This window comes from Nostoc sp. KVJ20 (assembly GCF_001712795.1).
Lineage (GTDB): Bacteria > Cyanobacteriota > Cyanobacteriia > Cyanobacteriales > Nostocaceae > Nostoc.
The window spans coordinates 1-25599 of sequence record NZ_KV757621.1 but is presented as its reverse complement, the minus strand read 5'-3'; the positions used below and the strand labels follow the sequence as shown (position 1 = coordinate 25599).

Sequence of the window (25599 nt, the reverse complement as noted above, 5' to 3'; positions counted from 1 at the left end):
GAGGGTTAGGGTGGGGTAAAACCTTGATTAATCAGCTATTTCAGACTTGTGTATACACCGTAGTTATTAAGGGGGGCTAGTGGAGATCGAATTATATGCAGCTTCATAAAAAATTGGTATTAAACCAAATAACTTGTATTAGGTACGATCGCAAAAAAGGCATACTCATACCAAGCAGTCCAGATGAAACTGCGAATCCATCGCTGACGTTTTTCGGGACTCAACTCATATTCAAACGCCCCACGAGATACATCAATAGAAGATAGATGAGAGTTGCAACCGCAGCCATGTTGATAAGTAAAACCATATTTAGAAGCAATACTTTGTACTTTCATTTGGATAGCAAATACCTTACCTGCATGGAGTATGGCATCCCAAGAACGTTTGTGTTCGATATCGCGTTTATCAAATCGTAAGGCACGTTCTTCAAAAACATGATCGCGGTAAATTGGTGCTAGATGCACATGGTAGAAACTTGCTGGTAATTCATAACCAAACTCGTTGAACAAATCTATGCCAATGCGAGCCACTTTTACTTCATCAGCATAATCTGTCCCCTTTGACTCCACATTATGGAGAATTTCTGCAAAGTTCGGATAGCTGTGTTTGAGAAAGTCTTGTCCAAAAAAGTCAAGAGTTTCCCATGCCAGTTGTGCAAATAGCTGGGAAAATGACGGTATCAAGTGAGCCAGTTGGGGGCGATCGCTAAATAAGTCAACATCACCATGTTCTAATTTGTATAAGAACAACTGCGCCATCTCAACATAGTTTTGGGGATGGGAAAGTCCGATATTTGGGGTTCCTCTAGCAATGTCTTGCCATATAGAAGGGAGTTGAGAAACGTGAACGGCATTTTCTCCAGCAATGACTGCAACAGGAGGACATTCGAGAAGTTGCATCGACAATCTCCTTTATAGACGTTAATGTTTGACACTCTCAGCGCTGTTCGCGCTTGCGTCTCCCTTTGGGAGAAGCGACTGAGATTCTTAGTTCATAGACGCGCCTTAAAATCATCTATCCTTTCGGCAATACTTAAACCGGAAACCCGTTTATAAAACAAAGCTTCTAGTTTAATTTAGCTGATCCCAGTGGGCTTCATCTCCCTAAGCGTTAGAGAGTAAATTCCCTCGTTCTCGTGTGCCCCACGATACGTTTAATTTCGTTAAAATTTTAGGTTTACTGGTTTAGATGCGCGTTGGCATCAAAGCTTATGTTTATCGTGGTGTTTTCGCTACCCACTATCCATTATTTTTTCCTAGCCAATCGTTTTGGGGTTGATTATCCATTTGTGCTAGCGGTTATTCTACCTGTGGAGTATGTATATTTTACCATCCCACGTACTAAAAATTAATTAATCCTGAATGCGGTTAAAACCGCACGAGTCGCTTGTATTTCAGCACTGAAGTGACTGAGCTTTACACTTACCGACTAACTTGTAATTTACCTTAAGCGATCGCTATATCTGTCTTCTGAACACAATTAAAAATGTTTGACAGACTGTCTTTTGACAGCAAACGCAATTTTATTGATAATTTTCAGGGCGCTGCTTATTTTACCCTCTCAGAGCATTCTCTTCAGCCACCTGCAATTTTCTTATATATTTTCTCGCCTCTGACTATCTCCTCATAGTACTGCTCATAAGGGGTAAACCTGATGGATTCTTGTCGTCCTAAACCCAAAATTCCAAAGGTGCAAAGACTATTATAAAACAGTTCATGTACCCGCTTTTGAAGTACCTGATTGAAATATATAAGAACGTTACGACAAAGGATGACATTAAACTCATTAAAAGAACCGTCAGTTGCTAAGTTATGCTGGGCAAAAACAACATTTTCTCTTAGGGATGCTCGAAAAATAGCATTGTCATAAGCGGCTGTATAATATTCTGAAAAAGACTTTTTGCCGCCGGCTTTTAGATAAAGCTGAGTATATTCCTGCATCAATTTGAGAGAGAAAATCCCACTTTTGGCATTTTGTAATACCTTCTCATTCGTATCAGTAGCATATATGCGGCAACGGTGGTAAAGTCCTTCTTCTTGAAGTAAAATTGCCATTGAATATACTTCTTCACCGGTGGAGCATCCAGCGTGCCAAATGCGAATAAATGGATAGGTTTGTAAGAAGGGGATAACTTGATTTCTGAAGGTGTTATAAAAGCTAGGATCACGAAACATTGATGTTACATTCACCGTCAGAGCAAGCAAAAATCGTTCTAAATAAGCCCGGTTGTGGAGTAGCCGCTCTTGTAATGCAGAAACATTTGCTAACCCCTCTAATTGCATGAAGCTATGAATGCGGCGCTTAAGTGAGGAAATAGCATAATCCCGAAAATCATAACCATAGTATTGATACATCCCTTCCAAAAGCAGATGTATTTCGATGTCCTCTAAGATCGGTTTGGGCAGAGGCATAATAATTCGTAATTCGTAATTCGTAATTCGTAATTCGTAATTTGTAATTTGTAATTTGTAATTTGTAATTTGTAATTATTACTCCAGACATGAATAGTTTTTTTGAAAAAATGATGCTGGATTTTTGGTAATTTTCATAAATAATTTTAGCTGCTCGTTAGCAAAAGTAGCTTGCTGAATCAATTAAACTTGATTGCGGTGCTACTTATGGGTTTCAGGTTAACTAAGTGCTGCGACTCCCAAAACAGCGATCGCAATTATTGCAATTCCAGCTAGCCATCTCACTTGGTAACGCAGATTTTTTATCTCTTGGCTCAAATTTTCTGTCTGTGGAATGGAATATGGTTGTAGTTCTGTAACTTCGATTGGTACTTGTTGGGGTATATTTGGTAGATTTCCAAAAGACACTTGTGTATGTAGCCAACTAGTAATCAGTTGGGGACAGTTTTTCTTAAACCAATTAAAAGCTAAAGTTTTAAAAACTGGTTTGGACATTCTGGCTATTAATTTCATCACCCTGTTTAGAGGCTTTGAGCGAAGCTTTTGGTTGATCAGATTGACTGAACCAACATCATAGAGACAACCCATAATTAGTTTTACAGTGGCTTCTTCACTGTTAATCAAGTTTTGCAGTAAAAGCAGAACATCATGCATACGCTCTGCTTCAATATATTTTTCTGCTAAGTTCTCTGGAGGACTTACTGAAGAATTTACGTTTGTATTAAGGGTGTTTTGTCTTACTATAGTCATATTAGTAACATAACAATGAGAATAATATAAGTATACTATCTACCGAGGGAAAGATTTTTTATCTAGAGAGAGAACCTAAAAGCCAATTTTTTCTTGTGATAGACATGACTATATCGTGTCTGTAAAAAGGTTATTTGTCTAGTTCCTATGATTTTTTTTCTACTTCTGGGTAAATAAACTTTTTTATGAAGATGCTAATACCTCAATTTGTGCAACTACCCGTTCTAATTCGTCAATGATTACAGTGCTTTCAGTCTTTTTGAAGGCATCTACAAGCGCCCGGTAATACCAAAGAGTTCCTTCTTTGCGCCCCTGAAAACGTTCCCAAAGTGATTCACCTAAAATGCGATAATCTTTGAGAATAGATTGAGCATTATACAATTTATCTGCTAGTGACACGAGCAGAACTGATGGAGAAGCAGTAGGAATATGAGCAATATAAGCTTCCTTGCGCTGTCGCCAAGGGGGTTTTGGAGTTGTATCAGCGTCAGTACAACCATCTACAATTGCTGTTACATTGTCACCAAAACGGTGGCGAATTTCTTCCCGTGTTGCGTCGCCACCCTGATCTTCGATCGCATCGTGTAAGAGGGCTGCGATCGCTTCATCTTCATTTGCTCCGTATTCTAAAGCAATACTGGCGACACCTAATAAGTGGGCAACGTAGGGGACACCTGAACCTTTACGAACTTGGTTAGCGTGCAGTTGGGTGGCATAAGTCAGGGCTGCGGTAAAGCGTTCTGAGAGCATTGTATCAAAGGAGTCAGGAGAACTCCGCCGAATAAAGAAAGGGCTTGTGTCAATTTTATAACAAACCGTTCCAAGTCCAGAGGTCACAAACTCGGATTTCTCACCGATGCTCAAAGCTTATGCTTTTGCAGGGGAGCAGGGGAGCAGAGGAGAGTTATTGTACAAGTTCTTTCCCCTCTGCCCATTCTGACTCCTGACTTCTGAATTCTGTTCGATAAAAGTAGGAGCCTATGTATTTAATTGCCTAGAAAGTTAGAATTTCGGTGAACTTTTTGAGATAAGTGCTAGTTGCCAAAGAATGCGTTTACGTCTTCACAAACCTGGATATAAAAGCATTTTTTATTGCAAATAATATCATTATACTTTTAGATAGACAACATTTAAACCCATATTACATCGCTAGATAGATAAAAATATGATGAAATTTTATTAAATTACCTTCAAGATATGTTGTTTTCAGCAGGAGTTAAATTAATCATGCCAAATAGTTCTAGATTAAGAGAGCAAGTGCTGAATAAAGCAGTAGAAAAACTAAAAGTATAACTAGACAAACTAACCCTACAAGCTGAAGCTTATTTTAGAAAAAATCTTTCAGCTTCAAAATATAAAGCTCATAAATTCAGGATACTAATAATGGAAACTACAGAAACCACACAAACAAGTTCAACACCTTTTCCAAATATTCCACCAGTTATTGAAAGTAACGACAGTGAGTATCGTGATACCGGCGTACCTAGCACAGTTGCGATCGCAGGACATCCTCTGCATCCATTGAGTGTGATCTTTCCCATAGCCTTTTTAGCCGCCGCGTTGGGAAGTGATATCGGCTACTGGTTAACTGGTGACTTCTTTTGGGCTAGGGCTTCATTATGGTTAATCGGACTCGGATTAGCTGGAGGCTTACTTGCGTCTGCGATCGGCCTCAGCGACTTTTTGAAAATTGAACGAGTCCGTAAACGTACCGCAGGTTGGGCACATTTGATACTTAACGTTTCTATTTTAGTTTTATCACTCATCAACTTTCTCCTGCGTTGGGGCGACGCTGAATCCCGAATAGTACCTTGGGGATTGTTAATCTCGCTTATTGTCGGTACACTAACCAGTGTTTCCGGGTGGTTCGGTGCTGAACTCTCCTATCGCCACAAAATCGGTGTGGTGGGTGCAGGTAGCAGAAGATATCCTTAACCTGTAATATCCCAAATTGCGAATTATTGACAAAGAGATAGTAGAGGCTAAAATTTTGCTTAGTCTCTAGTCTGTAAAAAATGCGCCACAACCGTAACCAAACAATATTTATTATTCTTTCGGCGCTCATCGTTATACCGATGGGCTTTTTGTTTAAGTATTATAATGGCCCTGCTGATCAGTGGTTTAATGACTACGGAGCAGCTGTATTTTACGAAATATTTTGGTGTCTGTTCGCATTTTGGTTTTTCAGAAGTCGGGCAGCGATAATTCAAATTCCTATATGGGTTTTTGTCATCACCTGTATACTAGAATTCTTGCAACTTTGGCATCCGCCACTATTAGAGGAGATTCGCGCCACCTTGATAGGTAAATTGTTACTTGGCACCACCTTTGTTTGGTGGGATTTTCCTCATTATGTATTGGGTTGTGTTTTAGGTTGGTTGTGGCTGCGACAATTACACGGAATAGGTTATGCACAAAAAAGTCAAGGTAAAACCTAATTCAAAACAGCAAAAGATTGAAGAAGAACCTGATGGCAGTCTGACTGTGTATTTAAAATCTCCTCCAGTTGATGGTAAGGCTAATGAAGAGTTAATTAAACTACTAGCAGAGAAATTTGATTTACCTAAATCTCATATCAGAATTAAGTCAGGTTTATCCTCGCGGCAAAAGCTGATAGAAATTGATACTGATACTTAGCTGCTGCTTACTAACACCTTTTTTGAAACCTCTTCTGCCTCTTGAATATGAGGCTATATCTCACTTCTTAAATGCTCTACTAGAACCAAGAAACGAGAGACATAAACTCACAAAATCTAATTTTTATGCTTGTGTAATACTGATATACCTTGATTGAGCCTTGACTCTTTCTATCCAAGCTTGGATAGCAGGAAATTGTGTCAAATCAAACCCACCTTCATCAGCTACATGAGTGTAGGCGAACAAGGCGATATCAGCGATCGTGTAACGCTCTCCTACAAAAAAAGTTTGAGAAGTTAAGTGTTTATCCATCAGCCTAAGTGCTGCATAACCTGGTTCACGGTTTTGCTTGATAGCTTCATCATATTCTTCAGTTTTACCTAAAATAGAAATCCAAAATCTTGATTTAGCAATAAAAGGTTCATGGCTATATTGTTCAAAACATAACCATTGCAGCACTTGCGCTCGTAAAAAGCGATCATAAGGTAAAAACTCTGTGCCTTCACTTAAATAGACTAATATGGCATTTGATTCTGCCAAATATTTCCCTGGCTCGATTTCCAGAACAGGTATTTTACCGTTGGGATTTTTACTTAAAAATTCTGGTGTTCGAGTCTCGCCTTTCAAGATGTTAAGCTCTATCCTCTCAAAAGGCATACCTAGTTGTGTCAATAAAAGACGTATCTTATAAGCATTGCCAGAAGGTAAAAAATCGTACAGACGCAGTAGTTTCATGCTAAAATCCAGTTAGGAATATGTTGATAACTGAAGGTTTAAAATACAATATCTTACCAAAAGATTTTCCCAAAACCGGATATTTTTTTTATATTTAGCGTCTGAACGTACTACATAAAATTATCTGAGAAAATAAAAATAATTAGTATTTATTTCTAAATTGAGATGTTTAATTTAGTCAATGGTCGAGAATAAAAGTATGTGTGGAAGATTTACTCTAAACCAGTCATCAGCAGGATTATCTCAAGTTTTCCATGTCGAGTCAGTTCCAGATTTAGCAGCCGAATATAACATTGCGCCTACGCAAATGGTGGCAACAGTGTTACAAAATCCCGAAAGCGAAAAGCGTGAATTTAAGCAATTACATTGGGGGTTAATTCCGTCATGGGCAAAAGATGCAGGCATGGGGGCAAAGCTGATTAACGCGAGAGCCGAAACTGTTGTCGAAAAACCCGCTTTTCGCTCGGCTTTTAAGCACAGACGATGTTTAGTGATAGCTGATGGCTTTTATGAGTGGCAACGCCAAGAAGGTAAGAAGCAGCCGTTTTATTTTTGTCTCCAAGATGGGCAACCCTTCGGCTTTGCAGGTTTGTGGGAGAGATGGCGATGCCTACGGCAACCCGAAGCGGGAACGCCTGCCAACGAGGAAATAATCTCTTGTACAATTTTGACAACGGCAGCTAACGAATTACTCCAACCCATCCACGAGCGGATGCCAGTGATTTTGGAGCCACAAGATTACGATTTATGGCTAGATTCGCAAGTGCAAACGCCCCAAACCCTACAGCAGCTATTGCGTCCCTATCCAGCGCCAGCAATGGTTGCCTATCCAGTTAGCACCTTGGTAAACAACTCTCGGCATAATAGCGCGGAATGTATCATACCCCTAAGTGAGAAGAATGCACCCGCAAATCAGTTAAATTAGCTATTGAATGAACTAAGGAATTGGGGAGATGAGGGAAATTGAGGAAGAAGCAGGGGAGCAGGGGGCTGGGGGCAAGGGGGAGGATAAAAAATTACCTCTTTCTCCTCTGCTCCCTGCCCCTCTGCCTCTTTTCAATGCCCAATGCCCCATGCCCCATCCCCAGTCCCCAATCCCCAGTCCCCAATACCCAGAGACACATATGCCAAGAACACAAAAGAACGATAATTTTGTTGACAAATCCTTTACAGTGATGGCAGATATCATCCTGAAGATCCTGCCAACCAACAAAAAAGCTAAAGAAGCGTTTGTTTATTATCGAGATGGGATGTCGGCCCAAGCGGAAGGGGAATATGCGGAGGCATTGGAATACTATGAAGAAGCCCTAACACTTGAGGAAGATACTAACGATCGCGGCTATATTTTCTACAATATGGGGCTAATCTATGCCAGCAATGGCGACCACGAAAAGGCTTTAGAACTCTATCACCAGGCAGTTGAGTTAAACCCACGTATGCCCCAAGCCTTGAATAACATCGCCGTGATTTATCACTACCAAGGCGAAAAGGAGAAAGAATCTGGAGATAACGAGGCTGGCGAAGCACTTTTTGACCAAGCCGCAGACTATTGGATTCGAGCGATTCGCATGGCTCCCAATAACTACATCGAAGCCCAAAACTGGCTGAAAACCACCGGGCGATCGCAAATTGACGTATTCTTCTAAAAGTGAAGAGTTAGGAGTTAATAATTCCTAACTCCTAACTCCTAACTCCTAACTTCCCACTCCTCACTCCTCACTAAAAAAAATGATTGACCAAGAACAAGTTCACAGAGTAGCTAATCTTGCTCGTTTAGAATTGACTCCAGAAGAAGAAGAACAATTCACTACCCAGTTGGGAAGTATCCTGGACTATATCGAACAACTGAATGAACTTGATGTCAGTAATGTGTCGCCAACAACACGGGCAATTGATGTCAGCAATGTCACACGAGAGGATGAATTGCAACCCTATCCTGACCGCGAAAGCATTCTCAACAGTGCGCCTGAACAAGAAGGCGAATTTTTCAAAGTGCCAAAAATCCTCAATGCTGAATAATCAAACGGCAATGCGAGAGTTATTAGTCATTGGTCATTTGTCATTGGTCATTGGTCATTGGTCTAAGAGAAACCACGTCCAGTCTTTAACGTGGTTTGAATTAGTCATATGAAAGACAAAGTTTTTACACCCACCATAAAAGCAGAGCTACTGTTATCGCAAGGGCAGATTATGCACTAATTACCAAAGTTATTTAATGTATAATAAACCTCAAGAGTTCAGGGTGCTTCTCAAGTATTAAACCACTTGGTGGTACTGCCAAAGATATATTGTATGTCTAAATCTGCAATCACTGTTACCGTCAAATTGTTCGCTGCTTATCAAGAAGCCTTTAAGGTTTCGGAACTGGTACTGGAATTTCCTAATAGTATGCCAGTCAAAGCAGTATGCGATCGCCTCATAGCTGAACACCCTGAACTCTCCCAATGGCGTGATATCACCCGTTTTGGGATTAATCTAATATTTGTTGAACCAGATACCCTACTACAAGATGGGGATGAAGTCGTGCTAATTCCACCAGTCAGCGGCGGCTAGGAAAATAGTTAGGAGTTAGGAGTTAGGAGTTAAAGATTCAAAACTGCTAATTCCTAACTCGGATTTCTCACTACACCTCTTAAAGCCTGCGCTTGTGCAGGGGAGAAGTAATGAGTAAGAAGTAAGAAGTAAGAAGTTTTTACTCATTACTCATTACTCATTATTCATTACTTCTCTTCTGCTCCATCAAACGCCTTGAGCTTGTGAGAAATGCGGGCTAACTACTCACTCCTCACTTTTTCTTATTTCACCCTGGCGCGGAAGCGGACAAAACCGTAAAAATCTTTGGCTAAATTGGGTAAATCTGGACTCCGCGTGATGCTTACCACCACAGCTCCATTGGTGTTAGTACCACAGTATGATGGTGCTGGTTCATTAGCAGCATAAAAGCGTCCGCGATCGCTTGCGTCCTCTATATTGGTGAGGTAAACTGTGGGACTGCTAGAACCAAGGGCAAGGGCAATACCTTGATCTGCGACTGTTAAACCACCATCACCAGGAGTATTACCATTAAACGCAGTGGAAATAAAAGTAGTACTGCTAGGTACTAAGTCGCAGAATTTAACGTTAGTAGCATTACTTGGGCCCTGGGAGAGGAAGTAGATAGTGTATTCCAACTCATCTCCTGGTTTGACGGTTCCAGCATTGATCAATCCCCGCAGGTAGCCAGCCGGCCATGTAATATAGTTATCATCAGAGGCGAATGGTTCTGGGACATAATTAGCAGCAGTAATAGCAACGTTACTCAGACCATCGACAATATCGGTTAAATCTTGGTTATTGATGCGGGTGATGCGTTTTACTAACAAAAGCTTTGCATTCACAGCAGTAGCACCGTTATTACTTTCCCCAACACTGGTAACACGATTAGCTATAGTATCAGTGTCTCTAGTTGGTAGGTAATTTGTACACCGTGTGCTAGAGTTTCCACTGGTGGTTGCTTCCCAGCAAGCACTAACATTAGTATCCTGGCCATTGGGGGTCAAGCTGATAGATTGTCCATTGCTAGCCCCAATTAAGGAAGACTGATATGTGTTGTCCCAAAGATTGAGAACACTTGCAGGAGGTGTATTAACCTCATTACCACTGCCATAGGCGATATAGTCAATAATTTTATTCTGACTATCGTACAACCAGATATCATCACCGGAGTTATTGAGTTTGGGAGTCTGTCCCAACCAAGCTTGGAAAGATGCTGCTGTGGCTTGATGGTTGGCGTTGTTATCCCCAATCCAAATCACAGCATATTGGCCTGGTTGTAAAGTTGTGCCGTTAGGAAATGTATAAGTAAAGCCGTTAGTACTATCATTATCATTAGCCGTCAGGTGTCCGTCTGCCAACTTCAAACCACTCAAATCTACAGGCGATGAAGATGGATTATACAGTTCAATAAACTCATCATTAGTATTAGTCGCAGTACCAGTTTCACTATACAAAACTTCGTTGATCATAATTTTGCCAGCGCTGGGTGAAACTATATCAATGATGTTCAATGGAGTTGGTGCAGTTTGACCAGGATAATAAGTCCATAAATCCAGCCCTTTAGTATCTCCAAAAGAGCCGTTGCATGATGTCCCAGCATTACCAGCGTTACCATTCTGACCAAATTTCCGGTCATTACTGGCGGTGTCAAAACCATTAAGTGGGTCGCTGAAGGCTGGGTTTGGTGGATTAATTCCACAGAGTACTTGACCAGAAGTACCGATTTGAGTACCAGCGATAGTTTTATAACCGCGATCGTCGTAAAATCCTCTACTGTTGCCTATGGGGTTAGTAGCATTCAGCATTGTAATGGTAGGGCCACCAGTAAAATTGTTTTCCGCATCAAGCAAAGGAAAGTGATATTCGCCTCCATAAGTTCTGACACGAACTTTGTAATCACTGCCAACCGGGAAAAAATTGCCACTGTTATCTTTACCATCCCAACTAATCGCTTGCTGTCCCGTTGTAGCCATAATCCCTCGCATAAGACGGTTTTGGGAGTTGGTAGGATCAAAATTGCTGCCGTCTCGGCTGATAATGAGTTCGTAAGTGCCTGTGACGTTGCTATCAAAAGATAAAGTACCGCCTGTGCCAAAAGAACTGTTATTTCCTAAAACTGTACCGTTGAATTGTAAATTACTAATAATAGGAATAATTGGGCTAATGGGAGTACCAGTTCCTTCTAAAGTGCCATCTCGTTTGTAACGGTCAACGTATGGAAGCACGTTGGTGTCGATGGAGTTGAAAAAGGTAGCGTATTGGGGACGAGCCAAGCCAACGCCACCTTGGGGATTTGCCAGCTGACTATCCGCCCCTAGTATATCGTGATACAAGGGTGATATCCCGTCACTGTCAAAAAAGCCAGTTTGATTACCATAGAGAACGAATCCATTCGGATCTGTGCCTCTGAGTTCTACTTTATATCGGAATCCATCTGTGGTTATTGGATAGACCGGGAAGTTGAGATATCGACCGTTATTACCAGTAAATAAAGCTAGATAATAGCTAAATAACCGCCCGTTAAAGTCAGTTGTTGAAGTTTGATCGCTACTTCGTACCGTTACATCCCAAGCTGCAACACTAGTTCTTTGTTGATCGTTAAAGTTGTTCCCACTACTCAAATCAATCTCACCTGTGGGAGCGCCATTAACGGAAGAGTTACCTCCATCCGGCCCATAAAAAACTATGTCATAAACTCCAGTGGATGGAGCCTGGTAGTAGCAGGGAATATAGCCGTTGGGATTACCTCCGCCAGAAATAGCACGGGGGCCATTTAACTCCTGTTGGCGAGTTGAGATAAAGCCCCGCCCAGCTTGAGAAGTACACACAAAATCTGCTGTGCCGGGAACAGTTTCACTGCCAATACTTCCACTGACACGACCGGGGTTGTAAACGCGCACATTACCACTATTTACCCCAACTGCGCTGGAACCCAAAAGAATATACTCACCTTGATTGGCATAGACTTTCAGTAAAGTTCGTCGCAGCACCAGACCGCCATAAGTATCAGTACGCCACTCTAGGTTAGCTCTACTACTGCCGGCTGGGGCAGTACTAGGATACAGGGTACGACTACCTTCAGCCTGAGCAGCTTGTACGCCAAAACTCAGGGTGCAAAGTGAGAGAGCAAGGCTACTTAGTAGTTTTTTATAACGGTTGAGGGGGTTGTGATTGACCGCTAAAAGACATTTTAACAGTAGACTCATTTATGCTTCACTAGCTCCTGATTTTAATTGAATGAGTGTAATGCCTGTGACAAGGCACTCTGTCTCTACGCAATACTGTATTCACCGAATAAGGCAAAAGTTAAAAGGCGATCGCTTACTTTTAGGTTGCCCAATATATCTGAGAACCTACCATCTTGATTCACATTCACTGTGGTGTAGTTTACCCGCCGTAAGCATCGCTAAGACGGGCACAGCAATGCTGTGCCCGTCTGGTATGGTCTATTTAACTGAAAATGGCCTTGAGAGTAAGACGCTGCGTGAAGGGCTTTTGTTTTGCAGTAGGCAGACTAAATTATATGTATCATCATAGAGAATTGGCTTTAGCAGTTAGCTTCACTAAGTTATCTAACTCTTGCTGCATCTGACTAACAACTAATTCATAACATTCATTGACATAGTGGCGATCGCTAGCTGCTTCAGGGCCGTAGCGTTCAAATACAATTGGCGGACAAACCCGTGTGTACATGGGCACAGGTAATGGAATGTTGGGCAAAGGGCCAATTGCTAATCCCCAAGGTAGTCCAAGATAGATCGGAAAAACTTCCGGATCAATCCCCAACAGCCAAGGCATCCCCCACTCGTGGAGTTGCTGCACAACTTTGTAAATGTCAGCAAGCACAATTAGCGTATCGTGAGCGCCCCAGGAAATCACAGGCACAATCGGCACATTTTCCCGTAACGCTAACTTGATAAATCCTTGCCGCCCTGCAAAGTAGATTTTGTTACGTAAATAACAGGGTCGAAACACATCTTCGGCTCCACCTGGATAAACTAGCACACTAGCTCCAGAGTGCAAGGCGGTATAAGCCATTTTCGGATGGGCAATGATTGCTCCTGCCTTGGCAGCCAGTTGCGCTAGTGGCGGACTAACCTGCCAAGCTTTGGGATGCATCAAGCCATAAATGGGTTGCTCCACACCAAATCGGCGAAACCAGTCGTACATCACCATTGCCATGTCGGGTGCAGCGAGTCCCCCATTGTGCGAACCGACAAATAGAACTTTTTGTTGGGGTGGAATGTTATCCCAGCCACTAGTTTGAACTCGGAAATAGTAGTGATACAAAAAGCCAAACAGGGGCATCAGAGATTCTATGAACTTTGGATCTCGCTCATCCAAAGACCAACCGGGTTTTTTGTTTAAGAGATGTTGCTTTTTTGACATCGATGCATTTTAACAGGATTGGCAAAGGTCAAACAATCCTTTGTAGGTATAATTAGTTTTGCTCTATGCACAAAACCTGATTCCTCTAAAGATTTTATTAAAGAAGGCAGGAGGCAGGAGGGAAACCGCCCGACGCTCGTTCGCCCTTGGGAGATATCAAAACTGTTGGTGTTAAATGCATTGTACTATGTTGTACTATAAGGATTGATTTACCTTAATTGCGATCGCATAATCATTGGCACATCACGGCGATTATTTTGGTAATGAAGATGGAGGGATTGCTGGTTTTGAACGCTGTTGCTGGTAAAAACCCACAACTTTTTGAAGATATGCAGCAGTAAATCCGCTGTTGCAGCCTGTATAGTTACCAGTCATCCACCAACAACCGACGCCACGCACAGCGGCGGTTTCATTATTGCTGCTGGCTATAAACTGCTTATTTAACTCTCGGCGGGTGATACAGGATATAACTTGGCGTGCTGTCGTAGGGCTGTTTTCAAACTGCGTCGGTGTTAGTTCTTTTTTGAGACAATGTTTCGACCAACCTTTTAAGGTTTCTGGTTTAACTTGCCATTCACTGTAAAGTCCATCATTTGCAATGCCGGTCTGCGGTGCAGCTAGTCGCAGCGCCTCTACCATCGCCGCGACTTGGGCATCAGAAACCTGTTGTTGTGCTTGAGCCAACAATGATGACAATCCAAAACTGACAATCACTCCGCTAAGTAGTAATCCTATGGGGTTTTTCCTCATGATTTTGGAATTATTTTTATATACCAGTATGTAGGATACTACGTTTTTACACTTAGCAATTCTCAAAGATTAGATTGAATTGGGCATTGGGCATGGGAAAGAGGCAGAGGAGAAAATTCTTCTCCCCTGCTCCCCTGCTTGATTCCCCAAATTGTTATGCTGGGTTCCAAGTACCGTGAAAGCTGTGGGGAATGACGCTAGGTAATCCTAGTTTGCAAGCGGGTTCTGCATCCAGGCGATCGCTATCAAATATCCAAACTTCACTACTATGAGAATTACCATCGTATACAACAGTTAGCACCCAGCCTTGCTCAGGGTTTTGGGCATCTTGGGCGTGGATGGGTTCTGAAGGATAGCAGTTTTCTCCTAAGTCGGCTTCGGTGAGGGTTTCGGTTTTGTAGTCGAAGCGGGCGATCGCACTGAAGGATTCTTTGTCTGTATTTGTTCTTTGGGGCATTAATGATATGTAAGTATAGCGCCAAGGTTGCCCAACTTGCGATCGCTGCACTACAGGAAATTCACATTTTTGGTTGACAACTTCCTGTGTTTCTGTAACTTTACCAGTTTGGGGGTTGAGATGTACTTGCCACAATGTTCCTTTAGTAACTGTGTGTGTCTCACCACTGGCAAATTCTCTGAGATATTCATTAGTTTGGTGAAAATCTGAATATCGCACCATGTCCAGAATCACCGAACCGTCTTGATCTTCATAGCCATTGCCAAAATGCCAATTAAACCAAGGATCGGTTTCGCCACGACTAACTAAGGATAAGTTTTCGCGGTCAAATATTAACACCTGGGTTCCTAATTGAGGTTCCCACAACAGAGATTCACTAAAGGTATTCAGACCTAGCATCATTGACAGCATTTTCATCCGCATCGGTGGCATGAAAAACACCAGATATCTTTGAGTTAAAACAAAATCATGCATTATAGAGTAGCGATCTAGCTTAAAAGCAGTTTTTTGGATAATTTTGCCAGTAGCATCGCTTTTATAGAGATTCAGTTGTACAGAACTTCCGATACTGATTCCAAAGTTAAAAATCTCGCCTGTTTGTGAATCACGCTTGTAATGAGCAGAATAAGGTAATCCGTTATCTAAAGCGCCTAAATCATCCAATCCCTTCGTTTCTAAAGTTTGCAAATCAAGGGCATAAGGATTGGTTGCTTCCCATAAAGCCAACAATTTATCAGGTAAAGCCAACACTGAAGTATTGGCTGCATTTTTGATCTGTTGACCCCAGCGCTTCCAAATGGGCCCTGGCGTATGCATCCCATAGACACCATAAAGAAACCTATCCGCTTGAGTTTCAGCTTGATATTCTGCTGTTTGCACATAGCGATAGATTCCACTGGCTCCTGCATCCGTGAAATGGACGCCGAGAATTGCCCCATCTCCATCAAACCAGTGTCCCACATGCTCACCACCGCGTTCTAGCCGTGCGGGGCCATTGCGGTAAAGTGTGCCACGCAAACCCTCTGGAATTTTGCCAGAAAGAATCGACAGTTGAGTAAGAGGAAATTCTTTTGCCGGTTCTGCGATCGCATTAGCCCAAGCTTTTTTTGTTGACTTTTTGCTTATGGTATGCATTTTAAAATATTGCCTGATACATTGATGTACACAGTTACATATATTTATTGTTGCAATTTTTAATCAGGAGTCAGAATTCAGAATTCAGAATTCAGAATCCTGCCTTCTGACTCCTGCCTTCTGACTCCTGCCTCCTGCCTCCTGCCTCCTACCTCCTTCCTACGACTCTGGTAAAAAATGCTGAAACTATTAAGATTAGAAGCATCTGCCTACTGAATATTTACTAATCTTTCCCAGCCATGCCTCTGTCACGCATAGTAACGCTGATTGTCGGTCTGATCGTCATTTTGGGGCTAGCCCTGTGGCTAATTGATTCCCTATCACGGCTCTACTGGCAATTATCCTATTCGCCTTTGCTAGGCAATTTGCTGCTGTTACTGCTGATTGTCCTCATTGGAGCCTTAGTTGCAGCTTTTGTTTATTATGTATTGGTGATTCAATCTGGGGAAAAGCGATCGCGCCGTAACCCTAAACGAGTGACTGCGGCACAAATTCCTGCTGGTAAATCTGATGCTGCTTCTACAACTCTCCAAGCTGTGCGCCAACAGGTAGCGCAAATTCAAGATGAAGTAACACGCCAAGCTTTATTAAGTAAATCACGAGAGATTGAAGCCAATCTAGCACGGGGTGAAATTCAAGTAGTGGTATTTGGTACGGGAAGCGCTGGTAAAACTTCCCTGGTAAATGCGATCATGGGACGCATGGTCGGTCAAGTGGATGCACCGATGGGTACAACTCAGGTTGGGGAAACTTATTGTCTGCGGTTGAAGGGATTAGAACGCAAGATTTTAATTACAGATACGCCGGGGATTTTAGAAGCGGGTGTAGCGGGAACGGAACGGGAACAAATGGCGCGAGAACTGGCAACAGAAGCAGATTTACTGTTATTTGTGGTAGATAATGATTTACGACGCTCAGAATATGAGCCGCTACGGGGGTTGGCAGAAATTGGGAAGCGATCGCTTTTGGTTCTCAACAAAACCGATTTATATACAGATGAAGATAAAGAATCCATCCTCGCTAGGTTGCGTCAACGGGTACGGGGATTTATTGCTACTAATGATGTGGTAGCGATCGCTGCGAATCCCCAATCTGCACAACTAGAAACTGGCGAAACCTTCCAGCCGGAACCAGATATTGTTCCTTTACTGCGGCGCACCGCTGCTGTTTTACGCGCCGAGGGTGAAGATTTGGTGGCGGATAACATTCTTTTGCAATCTCTGCGATTGGGAGACGAGGCGCGAAAACTCATTGATGGCCAGCGTCGCCGTCAAGCTGACAAAATCGTGGAACGGTTTCAATGGATTGGTGCTGGTGTAGTATCAGTGACACCTATACCAGTCGTAGATTTATTGGCGACAGCCGCAGTCAACGCTCAAATGGTTGTAGAAATTGGCAGAGTCTACGGCTGTGAATTGAATATGGAACGGGGACGAGAGTTAGCACTTTCTTTAGCGAAAACTATTGCCAGTTTAGGTATTGTTAAGGGAGCAATTCAATTATTATCTACAGCTTTGCAACTCAATGTTGCTACCTTTCTGGTTGGTAGAGCCATTCAAGGCGTGACAGCAGCTTATTTAACACGAATTGCTGGTAAAAGTTTCATTGAATATTTTCGTCATGACCAAGACTGGGGTGATGGTGGAATGACTGAAGTTGTGCAGAAACAGTTTCAAATTAATCGCAGAGATGAATTTATTAAAGCTTTTATTCAAGAAGCGATCGCACGAGTAGTGAAACCTTTACAAGATAAATCTGAAGTAGTTGAACACGATGAAGAAATCAATAGTTAAACAATTAAAAAATCAATGTACTTACTATTATTAGGCGAATAGAATTCGCTACTACACAAACCAAGTCTACGAGGGTGGAAAGCGTGAAAAATCAAGGGCTTTTAACCCACGGAGGTGGGTTTTGTCTGTATACCCGTGACTTCCAGTCGCCAGAACTGTAATAAATTAGATAGATTTTTCAAACAACCTCTTAGACAGATTCAGAATTTTAATCAAATATTATATAGGACTCCTATTTAATTTTTGAACAAGACTCAGTACTGATCTATGCTTTCTTTCCTGTTCCCTATTCCCTATTCCCTATTCCCTATTCCCTACCCACGCAAGTAAATTCAGGAATCAAACCGGATTCCTATATTTGATTACGCAAAAATACTGAGAAATTAAACTTGCATTCAAGGCAATACTTTTCGGTTAAAAGGGAAAGAGAAAGGGTTTGAATTTACCTTTACCCGCAAGTCCATTAACCTTTCCTTAGAGCAAAAGAGAGATTGTTGGGTTTATCCGAAAAGTATTGGTATTCAAGGTATCAAAACTCTCGTTATTTATTTCTCAAGCATTCCGGAAACAGGAGGGAATGTCAGAAAAACTAAATAAAAGAACTTACTGAGTAACCAGGTCATGACCCACCACATAATCGGTAAATTACTACAAGGGCGTTACCAAATTGTCCAAAGCCTTGGTGCAGGGGTGTTTGGACAAACATACATTGCTGTTGACGTAGATTATCCAGAGAATCCCAAATGCGTTGTTAAACAGATTAAGGTTAGCAGTTCCGAATCCGGCTATTTGGATATGTTGAGGTTAATGTTTTTGACTGAAACTGAAACCCTCAAGCTTCTGGGAAGCCATCAGCAAATTCCTGAATTCATTGCTTGCTTTGAAGAAAACGAGCGATTTTATTTAGTGCAAGAGCTTATAGAAGGACATGCGCTGACTGCGGAATTGCCTATTGATCAACATTGGGGGTGTCTGTGGAGTGAAAAGGAAGTTGTAGAATTCCTGATAGATGTCTTAGGTATTCTAGAATTTGTTCACTCTCAAGGTGTGATTCATTGCGATATCAAACCAGAAAACTTAATCAGACGCACTAGTGATACCTACAGTCAAGACAAAGCCCTATGCAAGTTAGTTTTGATTGATTTTGGCTCAATCCAGTCTATCGATTTTGGGATAGGTGCGGAATTGCCTATTTATCGAATTCCCGTCACTTCATTGGGATATATACCGCCAGAGCAATTTATTGGACAAACACAGCCCAACAGTGATATTTATGCTTTGGGGATGATTGCCATCCAGGCTTTGACTGGGTTAGAACCATTACAATTAAAAGCTGATCCTTATACTAATGAAATTTTTTGGCGTTCTCAAAACACGCCAGTTAACGATTATCTAGCTGCTGTTCTCAGCCAAATGATCCGCTACAATTACCAAGACCGCTTTCAGTCTGCGGCTGAGGTGCTGCGGGTACTTAAACAAATAATCTGGGAAACTGAGCCATCACAAATATTAGAAACAGATGATAAATTTCCTCTAGAGGTGGCGATTGAGGATAATAATTCTCCAAACCCTGTATCTGGCAAATCATCCCCGTTATTCACAGGGATGAAAGTAGGACTGGCGGCTAATTCTTTATTAATGGGATTTGGTGTATATTCTTTAGTTAATACTGCACCTGCATATTCAGAAACAGATACTTTATATCAAGCGAAAAAAGAATATCAAGCTGGGGATTTACAAGAAGCGATCGCATTAGCGAAATCAATTCCCTCCCACAGCAATGTTTATCCAGAAGCGCAAGCGACAATTGAAGAATGGCAACAGCAATGGCAAGTTGCTGCACAGCAACACCAAATAGCACAAATAGCTTTTCATGAGAGCAGATGGTCAGATGTTCTTCATGCTGCTGCTAAAGTTCCAGATATTTTATATTGGCAATCTAGAACAGATAAACTAGTTCAGAAAGCATACGCCAACATTGAAACACAGACGCAAGATTTATTAGCAAAAGCTTACGAAAGAGCAACTGAAAAAGATTTTTCTACTGCATTACAATATCTGCGGCAAATTCCTAAAGAAAGTTCTGCTGGTGCTTTAGTTCAAGACAAGTTAGCTGAATACAATCGAAAGCGGCAGATCAGAGCAGCTTACTTTTTACAAAAAGCTTACAAGAAAGCATCTATTGGTGATTTTAGTCGGGCTGTAAAATTTCTCCGAAATATTCCCCAAGATACTCTAGTTTATGCTCAAGCTCAAATCAAATTGAATGAGTATACTCAAAAGCAACGTGTCCTGGCTGACAATCAAAAGGTAGCTTCTACAAAAAGAACAAATTCATCCATCCCTAAAAACTCAGCTACTAGAATTGAATATTTTCAGGGAGTAAATTACCTGCAAGAGGTTAATATTCGTTAGTTATAAATATGAAAAACAAAACCCATCTAGAAAGTATCTAAATGGGAAAATCTGGTTAATTTTGGAATTTGCTAACAGGATAAGATTCTTAACTGAGTGCATATTTCAGAGGTAATCCGTCCTGAAAAACTAGTAATTCTCCCGGTTGAATTTGTGTCCAAACTTCGTTGTCAGTGAGGGGAGTAGTAGCAATGACAGCGACGCGATCGCGTTCAGTAGTCACTTCTCGAAAATCTACGGTCATATCTTGGTCAATTAAATGGGCAGCCGCAAAGGGCGCTTGGCGAACAATGTAGCTGAGTTTAGTTGAGCAATAAGCAAAAAAGTGTTCTCCATTTGATAATAAGTAATTAAATATACCCAACTCTGCAATTACAGCAGTAATTTCTCGCAGCACAGAGTACAGTTCCTTTATGTCAGGCTTACCTTTAGGAAAACGCGATCGCAATGTTTCTAGCATCATACAGAATGCTTTTTCACTATCGGTATCACCTACGGCTTGATAAAAGCCCAAATTTTCTGGATCAAAATCTGGCAAATTACCATTGTGGGCAAACACCCAATATTGACCCCATAATTCTCTGCGGAAAGGATGGCAGTTGTGTAGGGCAATTTCACCCTGAGTAGCTTTGCGGATATGGGCTATGACATGGGTTGAGTGAATGGGATAATTCCGCACAAACTCAGCTACCGGAGAAGCAACAGAAGGTTGAGCGTCTAAAAACATTCGACATCCCTTTCCCTCAAAGAAAGCAATGCCCCAACCATCGCTATGATCATCCGTTTTTCCTCCCCGTGCAGAAAACCCTTCAAAAGAAAAGCAAATATCCGTTGGAACATTGCAATTCATTCCGAGCAATTGGCACATTAGCTCTCAATTTTTGACTAAGGTCTCAGGATCAAGATACTTCAGAATGCTGCATTGATTCTGGAGCGATCGCTTCAATATTGGAATTTCGTGGGCATTGGGCATGGGGCATTGGGCATGGGGCATTGGGCATGGCTCAAGAATCAATCAATAGTTCTTCTTCCCCTGCTCCCTCATCCCCCTGTTGTGCTGTTAAGATTTCTTACCGAATTACGAATTACGAATTACCTTAAAGCATTTGCTGTAAATATTGCTCATAGCCTAGTTGTTCTAGTTTTGCTTGCTTTGCAATTACTGATTCACATAGGGTTTGGCGATATTGTTGCACTTTTGCTAACAATTCTGGTTGGTGAGTTGCGAGGATTTGTACTGCTAAAAGTCCGGCATTTTTGGCATTACCGATCGCCACTGTCGCCACAGGAATACCAGCAGGCATCTGTAAAATAGAATACAAAGAATCCACACCTTGTAAATTCCGGGTGGGTACAGGAACACCGATCACAGGAAGGGGAGTTAAAGACGCTACCATTCCAGGGAGATGGGCAGCACCACCAGCGCCAGCAATAATTACCTTAATACCGCGTTGGTGTGCAAGTTGAGCATATTGCACCATGCGTTCTGGGGTACGATGAGCAGAAACGATCGCCACTTCGCTCTCTACGCCAAATTCTTCACAAACTGCGATCGCATCTTTCATAGTGGGCAAATCGGAATCGCTGCCCATGATAATACCAACTAAGGGAGTCATAATAATTCAAAATTCAAAATTCAAAATTCAAAATTATTTGAGCTAGCTTATGGAAGCTAGGTAATGCCGATAATCATCTCATCTATTGGCGTTGTTTGAATTGATTTATTGAGATTGGTTGCATTTAAAATCAGATTTAGCTATCTTCTCGTCAGTGTGATGACCCAAGCAACACAAAATCCTGTAGATATTATCAATGCTAGAGTGCCTGGTTACAAAGATTTGCAGATGCTCTTGGTCAACAAAGAGGGCATAATTGAGCAAATCTTGCCAATGGGTACGGTAGGAATACACGGATGTGTGTCCCTACTAAATCTAGGAGGTGACTGGATTTCTCTAGGCGGCGTTGATTTGCAAATTAACGGTGCGTTGGGTTTGGCATTTCCTGATTTGACGGCTGAAAATGCTCATATACTCCAGAAAATAACGAAATTTTTGTGGGATGTCGGGGTAGATGGATTTTTGCCGACACTTGTGACAACTTCAGTAGAAAAGATTCAGCGATCGCTTGCAGTCATTGCTGAGATTATCCCCAGTCAACAAGCAGGTGCCAAGATTCTCGGAGTACATCTAGAAGGCCCATTTTTGAATTTTCAAAAGCGCGGCGCACACCCGGCAGAGTACTTGTTACCCTTAACAATTGATGAGGTAAAGCGGGTTTTGGGAGATTATGCCCACGTTGTGAAAGTTATCACCTTAGCGCCGGAGTTAGATCCCACAGGTAAAGTTATTCCATATTTGCGTTCTTTGGGGATTACCGTTAGCTTAGGACATTCTCAGGCAACATTTGCCCAAGCGCAACTTGCTTTTGAACTCGGTGCAACGATGGTAACTCATGCTTTCAATGCCATGCCACCATTACATCACCGTGAACCAGGATTATTAGGCGCAGCAATTACCCATCCTGATGTGATGTGTGGTTTTATTGCTGATGGTGAACACGTTTCACCGACGATGCTGCAAATTTTGCTTCGCGCTAGCTATCAAGAGAAAGGGCTGTTTCTTGTGAGTGATGCCCTTTCACCTCTGGGACTACCCGATGGCGTGTATCCTTGGGACAGTCGGGAAATTGAAGTTAAAAATGGTACGGCGCGACTGGCTGATGGCACTTTATCGGGGACGACTTTACCCTTATTAGTGGGAGTGCAGAATTTGGTTAAGTGGGGGATTTGTGACGTAGAAACAGCCATTTTATTGGCTACCAATGCACCTAGACAAGCGATTGGTTTGCCTGAAATTGTCAAGAATCAACCCGCTAATTTATTGCGCTGGCATTTGGATGAAGCGACACAAGAACTAACTTGGCAACGATTATTGGGGTAAATTCAAACCCAATACTTCTCGGTTAATCACTTTTAACTCGGAATCTGGTTTGGGGAAAAGGTTAAAGGTTAAGGGGTAAAGGTTTTTTCTTTTCCCTTTCCCATTCCCCTTTCCCCCAAAACCCGACAAGTATTGCAGTAGAACCAGCCCTTTCAAGGTGTCTGTTTTTAGGTGTTATTTTTGGGATAGAATTTTAGCTGTAGAAACATGGGGTAGTCTGGAAGGACGAGCAGCTAGGACAACAGAAAGGATATTGTAGGAAACCAAGGCAACGCAAAAATTTATGTAATAGGTAGGGAACGCCCACCACTGCCCCAAAAACCTTAGAATAGGTAGGGTGTATTTAAATCTGTAACAAATATTTATGCCTCCTCGTTGGCCTCGCAAACCCGATCGCAAAGACCCTGATTACCGCAAGATCGATGACCGGATGAATTTTGCCGTGCATGTAGCGATCGCTTCTACTGTTAATTCTGGGTTATGGTTTTTCCATATCTTGAAAGGCACTACCTGGGAGTGGCTGCCGTTGTTGACTGCAAGTTGGACAGGAATAGTTTTGGTGCATCTGATTTATATTAGTGCGATCGCTAACTACAGCGAAACTCCACCCAAATCCACCTGAAGACGGACAGCTGATGCTGGGGTTATTGTAACCTGTGGTAGTAGAATCAGCCTTTTAAGTGAGCGATAATGTAAAAAAGCCTGAGATTTCGCACACTTTCTTAATGTAGGGTTATTTTTATGGCTAAGACTAACACCACGGAATTACTAGAAGCCCTAGCAGCTGAAATTGGCGAAAATGTCTACATAGACATTGCCAAATGGCATCTTTATTTATCTAATGCCAAACTGCATACCCTTGTTGCTGAACAGTTGTATCCTTTAATTACTTCCAACAATGTAAATGAAGACCAAGTTATCAAAGTCTTAGAATCAATTCCAGTCAAAATTGGCGGCGGTAGAAGTGAACTTCCTTTAATCGATTTCCTACCACTGCAATGCCAAGTCACTCTAGTAGATATTTTGGAAAAATATCAACGCGAAATCTAATCTCTAAAACCAAGATTATTTGAATTAAACAATTTTCTCGGTCAGTATTCCCTGATTAACTTTGGAATGCTAAATTGAGGATTTGTTTGCTATGTCAATTTTATAAAAATAAAAACCAACGAGACACATAGCTTAATTTGTGTAATTTATGTGTGCGTATCTGGTAAAAATGTCCTTTAACGATTAAGGAATCTCAACGTTCTAAATCGGTTGAGATGTTGAGTGAGTTTATCTTGAAACTCGCTTACAATTTTCATGCAAACTTATTGAGGCAATTTCGATGCTTTTACAAATCAAAAATTCTGGCGAATTGGTAAAAATTCTGGAAATTCAAGAACTGCTTGACCCGAATAGTGATGTCGTCCAGGGACGAGAACAAGAAGGTGAAGAGGAACAGCCACCTGATACTTTTAAAAAAGAAAATCTTGTTTTTCCTTCTGGTGAAGTTCTACCACGCTGTTGGTTAGATGCCGACTATAGACATGACAAAGCTTAATGATTTTAAAATTAGGTAATAGGTAATGGTAGTAAATTATTGCCTATTATTAATTTACCTAATATGAGTAGGGGCGCACAGATGTGCGCCCCTAATACTATGTGCCAGTTGATGATACTTCTTGTTCTGCTACTGTCGCCGTTTCATCCTGCTGAAACTTGGGAAAAAATGTCTTAGTAATCCAGTCAGTCAAGATGTGAGACAGTAATCCTAAAGGCCCAGCAAACAAACACAAAGCCAGGGAGTGAATTGTCCAAGTACCTGTTTTCTGCCCTTCCCAATAAATCCACCGACCGACAAATAAATCCATCACTAAAAAATGAATCCAACCCGTTGCAGCGACTTTTTCATCTGCAAAAAGCCGAGCAACATCAGCTAATTGTATATTCGAGAAATCTTGGGCATTTTCTGGCGTGGTGCTGTTGACAAATAAATACACATACGCTCCAGCTAACAGCAAAAAGGGTAGATATGATGACATTATCTGTCGTGTAACTTTCCAGTTTGGCAATAAAATCATCAACGCCCAAAATGGCAATACGAAAAGATTAGCAATGTTAAATAGTTGAGAAATTGTCATGTTTTTGTAAAGTGAATAGTGAAGGTTTAAGTTAGAATTTAGGAATTATATAGGAATCCGCTTTGATTTCTGAACGAATTTGCGTAGACAAGCAATAGGCAATAGGCAATAGGCAACAGGCAACAGGCAACAGGCAACAGGAAAGAAGGCTTCTTAGTTGTACTGAGTTTTTTCAGAAATCAAATATGAGTCCTATATCATGTCCGCATAATTCTGACTTTTCACGGTATATAGAAAACCTCTCTCCTAAAAGGCTACGGTGTAACACAAGTCCTAAAAACCTAGTACCGCAAGGCGGAATTCGTAATTCGTAATTCGTAATTCGTAATTAATTGTTTGCAAGGGTTTCAGACGTTTAAGATGGGTGGCTTATTTACGCCGTGCGGTACTAGCTTGATAAGCATTTCCTCGTTCCCTGGCTCCGCCTGGGAATGCATTCATTGAGTCTCTGACTCAATATCTGACTAGAGGCAGAGCCTCTAATCAGGCATTCCTATGCAGAGCATAGGAACGAGATAAACGAGAGAA

General features: G+C 41.7%; 25 protein-coding genes. 13 read left to right on the top strand and 12 right to left on the bottom strand.

The window, feature by feature from the left end; all coding sequences use genetic code 11:
* Positions 1-119: 119 nt before the first annotated feature.
* The 4 genes from A4S05_RS16040 to A4S05_RS16025 form a co-directional block, all read right to left on the bottom strand.
* Entirely contained in the window at positions 120-899 is a 780-nt protein-coding gene (locus tag A4S05_RS16040; protein ID WP_069070821.1) for a hypothetical protein, read from the bottom strand.
* A gap of 675 nt (positions 900-1574) precedes the next feature.
* Positions 1575-2411, bottom strand: a complete 837-nt coding sequence (locus A4S05_RS16035) for a CheR family methyltransferase (RefSeq protein ID WP_069070820.1) — start codon at positions 2409-2411, stop codon at positions 1575-1577.
* A 219-nt stretch (positions 2412-2630) separates the two neighbouring features.
* Entirely contained in the window at positions 2631-3161 is a 531-nt protein-coding gene (locus A4S05_RS16030; protein ID WP_069070819.1) for a hypothetical protein, read from the bottom strand.
* Positions 3162-3344: 183 nt separating this feature from the next.
* Positions 3345-3911 (bottom strand): HD domain-containing protein, encoded by a 567-nt coding sequence (locus A4S05_RS16025; protein WP_069070818.1) that lies wholly within the window; start codon positions 3909-3911, stop codon positions 3345-3347.
* Between the two features lie 633 nt (positions 3912-4544).
* On the opposite strand from A4S05_RS16025, the gene A4S05_RS16020 reads away from it, so the two are divergent.
* The 3 genes from A4S05_RS16020 (at position 4545) to A4S05_RS16010 (ending at position 5798) form a co-directional block, all read left to right on the top strand.
* Positions 4545-5096, top strand: coding sequence for a DUF2231 domain-containing protein (locus tag A4S05_RS16020; protein ID WP_069070817.1), 552 nt, complete (start codon positions 4545-4547; stop codon positions 5094-5096).
* 80 nt (positions 5097-5176) lie between these two features.
* Positions 5177-5599 (top strand): ribosomal maturation YjgA family protein, encoded by a 423-nt coding sequence (locus A4S05_RS16015; RefSeq protein WP_069070816.1) that lies wholly within the window; start codon positions 5177-5179, stop codon positions 5597-5599.
* Positions 5571-5798, top strand: coding sequence for a DUF167 domain-containing protein (locus A4S05_RS16010; protein WP_069070815.1), 228 nt, complete (start codon positions 5571-5573; stop codon positions 5796-5798). The genes A4S05_RS16015 and A4S05_RS16010 overlap by 29 nt, the downstream gene beginning before the upstream one ends.
* 123 nt (positions 5799-5921) lie before the next feature.
* Here the strand turns inward: A4S05_RS16010 and A4S05_RS16005 are convergent, their stop codons facing one another.
* Positions 5922-6533 carry a glutathione S-transferase family protein gene (locus A4S05_RS16005; protein ID WP_069070814.1) on the bottom strand — a complete coding sequence of 204 codons (612 nt, stop codon included), beginning with the start codon at positions 6531-6533 and terminating at the stop codon, positions 5922-5924.
* 199 nt (positions 6534-6732) lie between these two features.
* On the opposite strand from A4S05_RS16005, the gene A4S05_RS16000 reads away from it, so the two are divergent.
* From A4S05_RS16000 to A4S05_RS15985, 4 genes are all read left to right on the top strand, one after another.
* Complete coding sequence (locus tag A4S05_RS16000) at positions 6733-7458, top strand: SOS response-associated peptidase (RefSeq protein WP_069070813.1); 726 nt, start codon at positions 6733-6735, stop codon at positions 7456-7458.
* A gap of 199 nt (positions 7459-7657) precedes the next feature.
* Positions 7658-8179 (top strand): photosystem I assembly protein Ycf3, encoded by a 522-nt coding sequence (locus tag A4S05_RS15995; RefSeq protein ID WP_069070822.1) that lies wholly within the window; start codon positions 7658-7660, stop codon positions 8177-8179.
* Between the two features lie 82 nt (positions 8180-8261).
* On the top strand, positions 8262-8552 hold the full coding sequence (gene gatC, locus A4S05_RS15990) for an Asp-tRNA(Asn)/Glu-tRNA(Gln) amidotransferase subunit GatC (protein ID WP_069070812.1): 291 nt from the start codon (positions 8262-8264) through the stop codon (positions 8550-8552).
* A gap of 273 nt (positions 8553-8825) precedes the next feature.
* Positions 8826-9086, top strand: a complete 261-nt coding sequence (locus A4S05_RS15985) for a MoaD/ThiS family protein (protein WP_012412483.1) — start codon at positions 8826-8828, stop codon at positions 9084-9086.
* A gap of 242 nt (positions 9087-9328) precedes the next feature.
* On the opposite strand, the gene A4S05_RS43335 is transcribed toward A4S05_RS15985, so the two are convergent.
* The 4 genes from A4S05_RS43335 to A4S05_RS15965 form a co-directional block, all read right to left on the bottom strand.
* Positions 9329-12274: a lamin tail domain-containing protein gene (locus A4S05_RS43335; RefSeq protein ID WP_069070811.1), complete on the bottom strand. Its 2946-nt coding sequence runs from the start codon at positions 12272-12274 to the stop codon at positions 9329-9331.
* Positions 12275-12599: 325 nt separating this feature from the next.
* On the bottom strand, positions 12600-13457 hold the full coding sequence (locus A4S05_RS15975) for a lysophospholipid acyltransferase family protein (protein ID WP_069070810.1): 858 nt from the start codon (positions 13455-13457) through the stop codon (positions 12600-12602).
* 252 nt (positions 13458-13709) lie between these two features.
* Complete coding sequence (locus tag A4S05_RS15970) at positions 13710-14207, bottom strand: hypothetical protein (protein ID WP_069070809.1); 498 nt, start codon at positions 14205-14207, stop codon at positions 13710-13712.
* 154 nt (positions 14208-14361) lie between these two features.
* Complete coding sequence (locus A4S05_RS15965; RefSeq protein ID WP_069070808.1) at positions 14362-15798, bottom strand: carotenoid oxygenase family protein; 1437 nt, start codon at positions 15796-15798, stop codon at positions 14362-14364.
* Between the two features lie 239 nt (positions 15799-16037).
* On the opposite strand from A4S05_RS15965, the gene A4S05_RS15960 reads away from it, so the two are divergent.
* Both A4S05_RS15960 and A4S05_RS15955 read left to right on the top strand, forming a co-directional pair.
* Positions 16038-17591: a YcjF family protein gene (locus A4S05_RS15960; RefSeq protein WP_069070807.1), complete on the top strand. Its 1554-nt coding sequence runs from the start codon at positions 16038-16040 to the stop codon at positions 17589-17591.
* A 621-nt stretch (positions 17592-18212) separates the two neighbouring features.
* Positions 18213-20006, top strand: coding sequence for a serine/threonine-protein kinase (locus A4S05_RS15955; protein WP_069070806.1), 1794 nt, complete (start codon positions 18213-18215; stop codon positions 20004-20006).
* A gap of 88 nt (positions 20007-20094) precedes the next feature.
* Here the strand turns inward: A4S05_RS15955 and A4S05_RS15950 are convergent, their stop codons facing one another.
* Together A4S05_RS15950 and purE are read right to left on the bottom strand one after the other, a co-directional pair.
* A complete protein-coding gene (locus A4S05_RS15950; protein ID WP_069070805.1) occupies positions 20095-20874 on the bottom strand; it encodes a class II glutamine amidotransferase in 780 nt (259 codons plus the stop codon).
* A 229-nt stretch (positions 20875-21103) separates the two neighbouring features.
* Positions 21104-21622: a 5-(carboxyamino)imidazole ribonucleotide mutase gene (gene purE / locus A4S05_RS15945; protein ID WP_069070804.1), complete on the bottom strand. Its 519-nt coding sequence runs from the start codon at positions 21620-21622 to the stop codon at positions 21104-21106.
* A 159-nt stretch (positions 21623-21781) separates the two neighbouring features.
* Between purE and nagA the strand changes: the two genes are divergently transcribed.
* From nagA to A4S05_RS15925, 4 genes are all read left to right on the top strand, one after another.
* Positions 21782-22945 (top strand): N-acetylglucosamine-6-phosphate deacetylase, encoded by a 1164-nt coding sequence (gene nagA / locus A4S05_RS15940; protein ID WP_069070803.1) that lies wholly within the window; start codon positions 21782-21784, stop codon positions 22943-22945.
* Positions 22946-23309: 364 nt separating this feature from the next.
* Complete coding sequence (locus A4S05_RS15935; RefSeq protein ID WP_069070802.1) at positions 23310-23567, top strand: hypothetical protein; 258 nt, start codon at positions 23310-23312, stop codon at positions 23565-23567.
* A 119-nt stretch (positions 23568-23686) separates the two neighbouring features.
* Positions 23687-23995 carry a DUF3181 family protein gene (locus A4S05_RS15930; RefSeq protein ID WP_069070801.1) on the top strand — a complete coding sequence of 103 codons (309 nt, stop codon included), beginning with the start codon at positions 23687-23689 and terminating at the stop codon, positions 23993-23995.
* Positions 23996-24275: 280 nt separating this feature from the next.
* Positions 24276-24491 (top strand): acetyltransferase, encoded by a 216-nt coding sequence (locus A4S05_RS15925; protein WP_069070800.1) that lies wholly within the window; start codon positions 24276-24278, stop codon positions 24489-24491.
* Positions 24492-24588: 97 nt separating this feature from the next.
* Here A4S05_RS15925 and A4S05_RS15920 read toward each other — a convergent pair whose 3' ends face one another.
* Positions 24589-25071, bottom strand: coding sequence for an ABA4-like family protein (locus tag A4S05_RS15920; protein ID WP_069070799.1), 483 nt, complete (start codon positions 25069-25071; stop codon positions 24589-24591).
* Positions 25072-25599 lie beyond the last annotated feature (528 nt).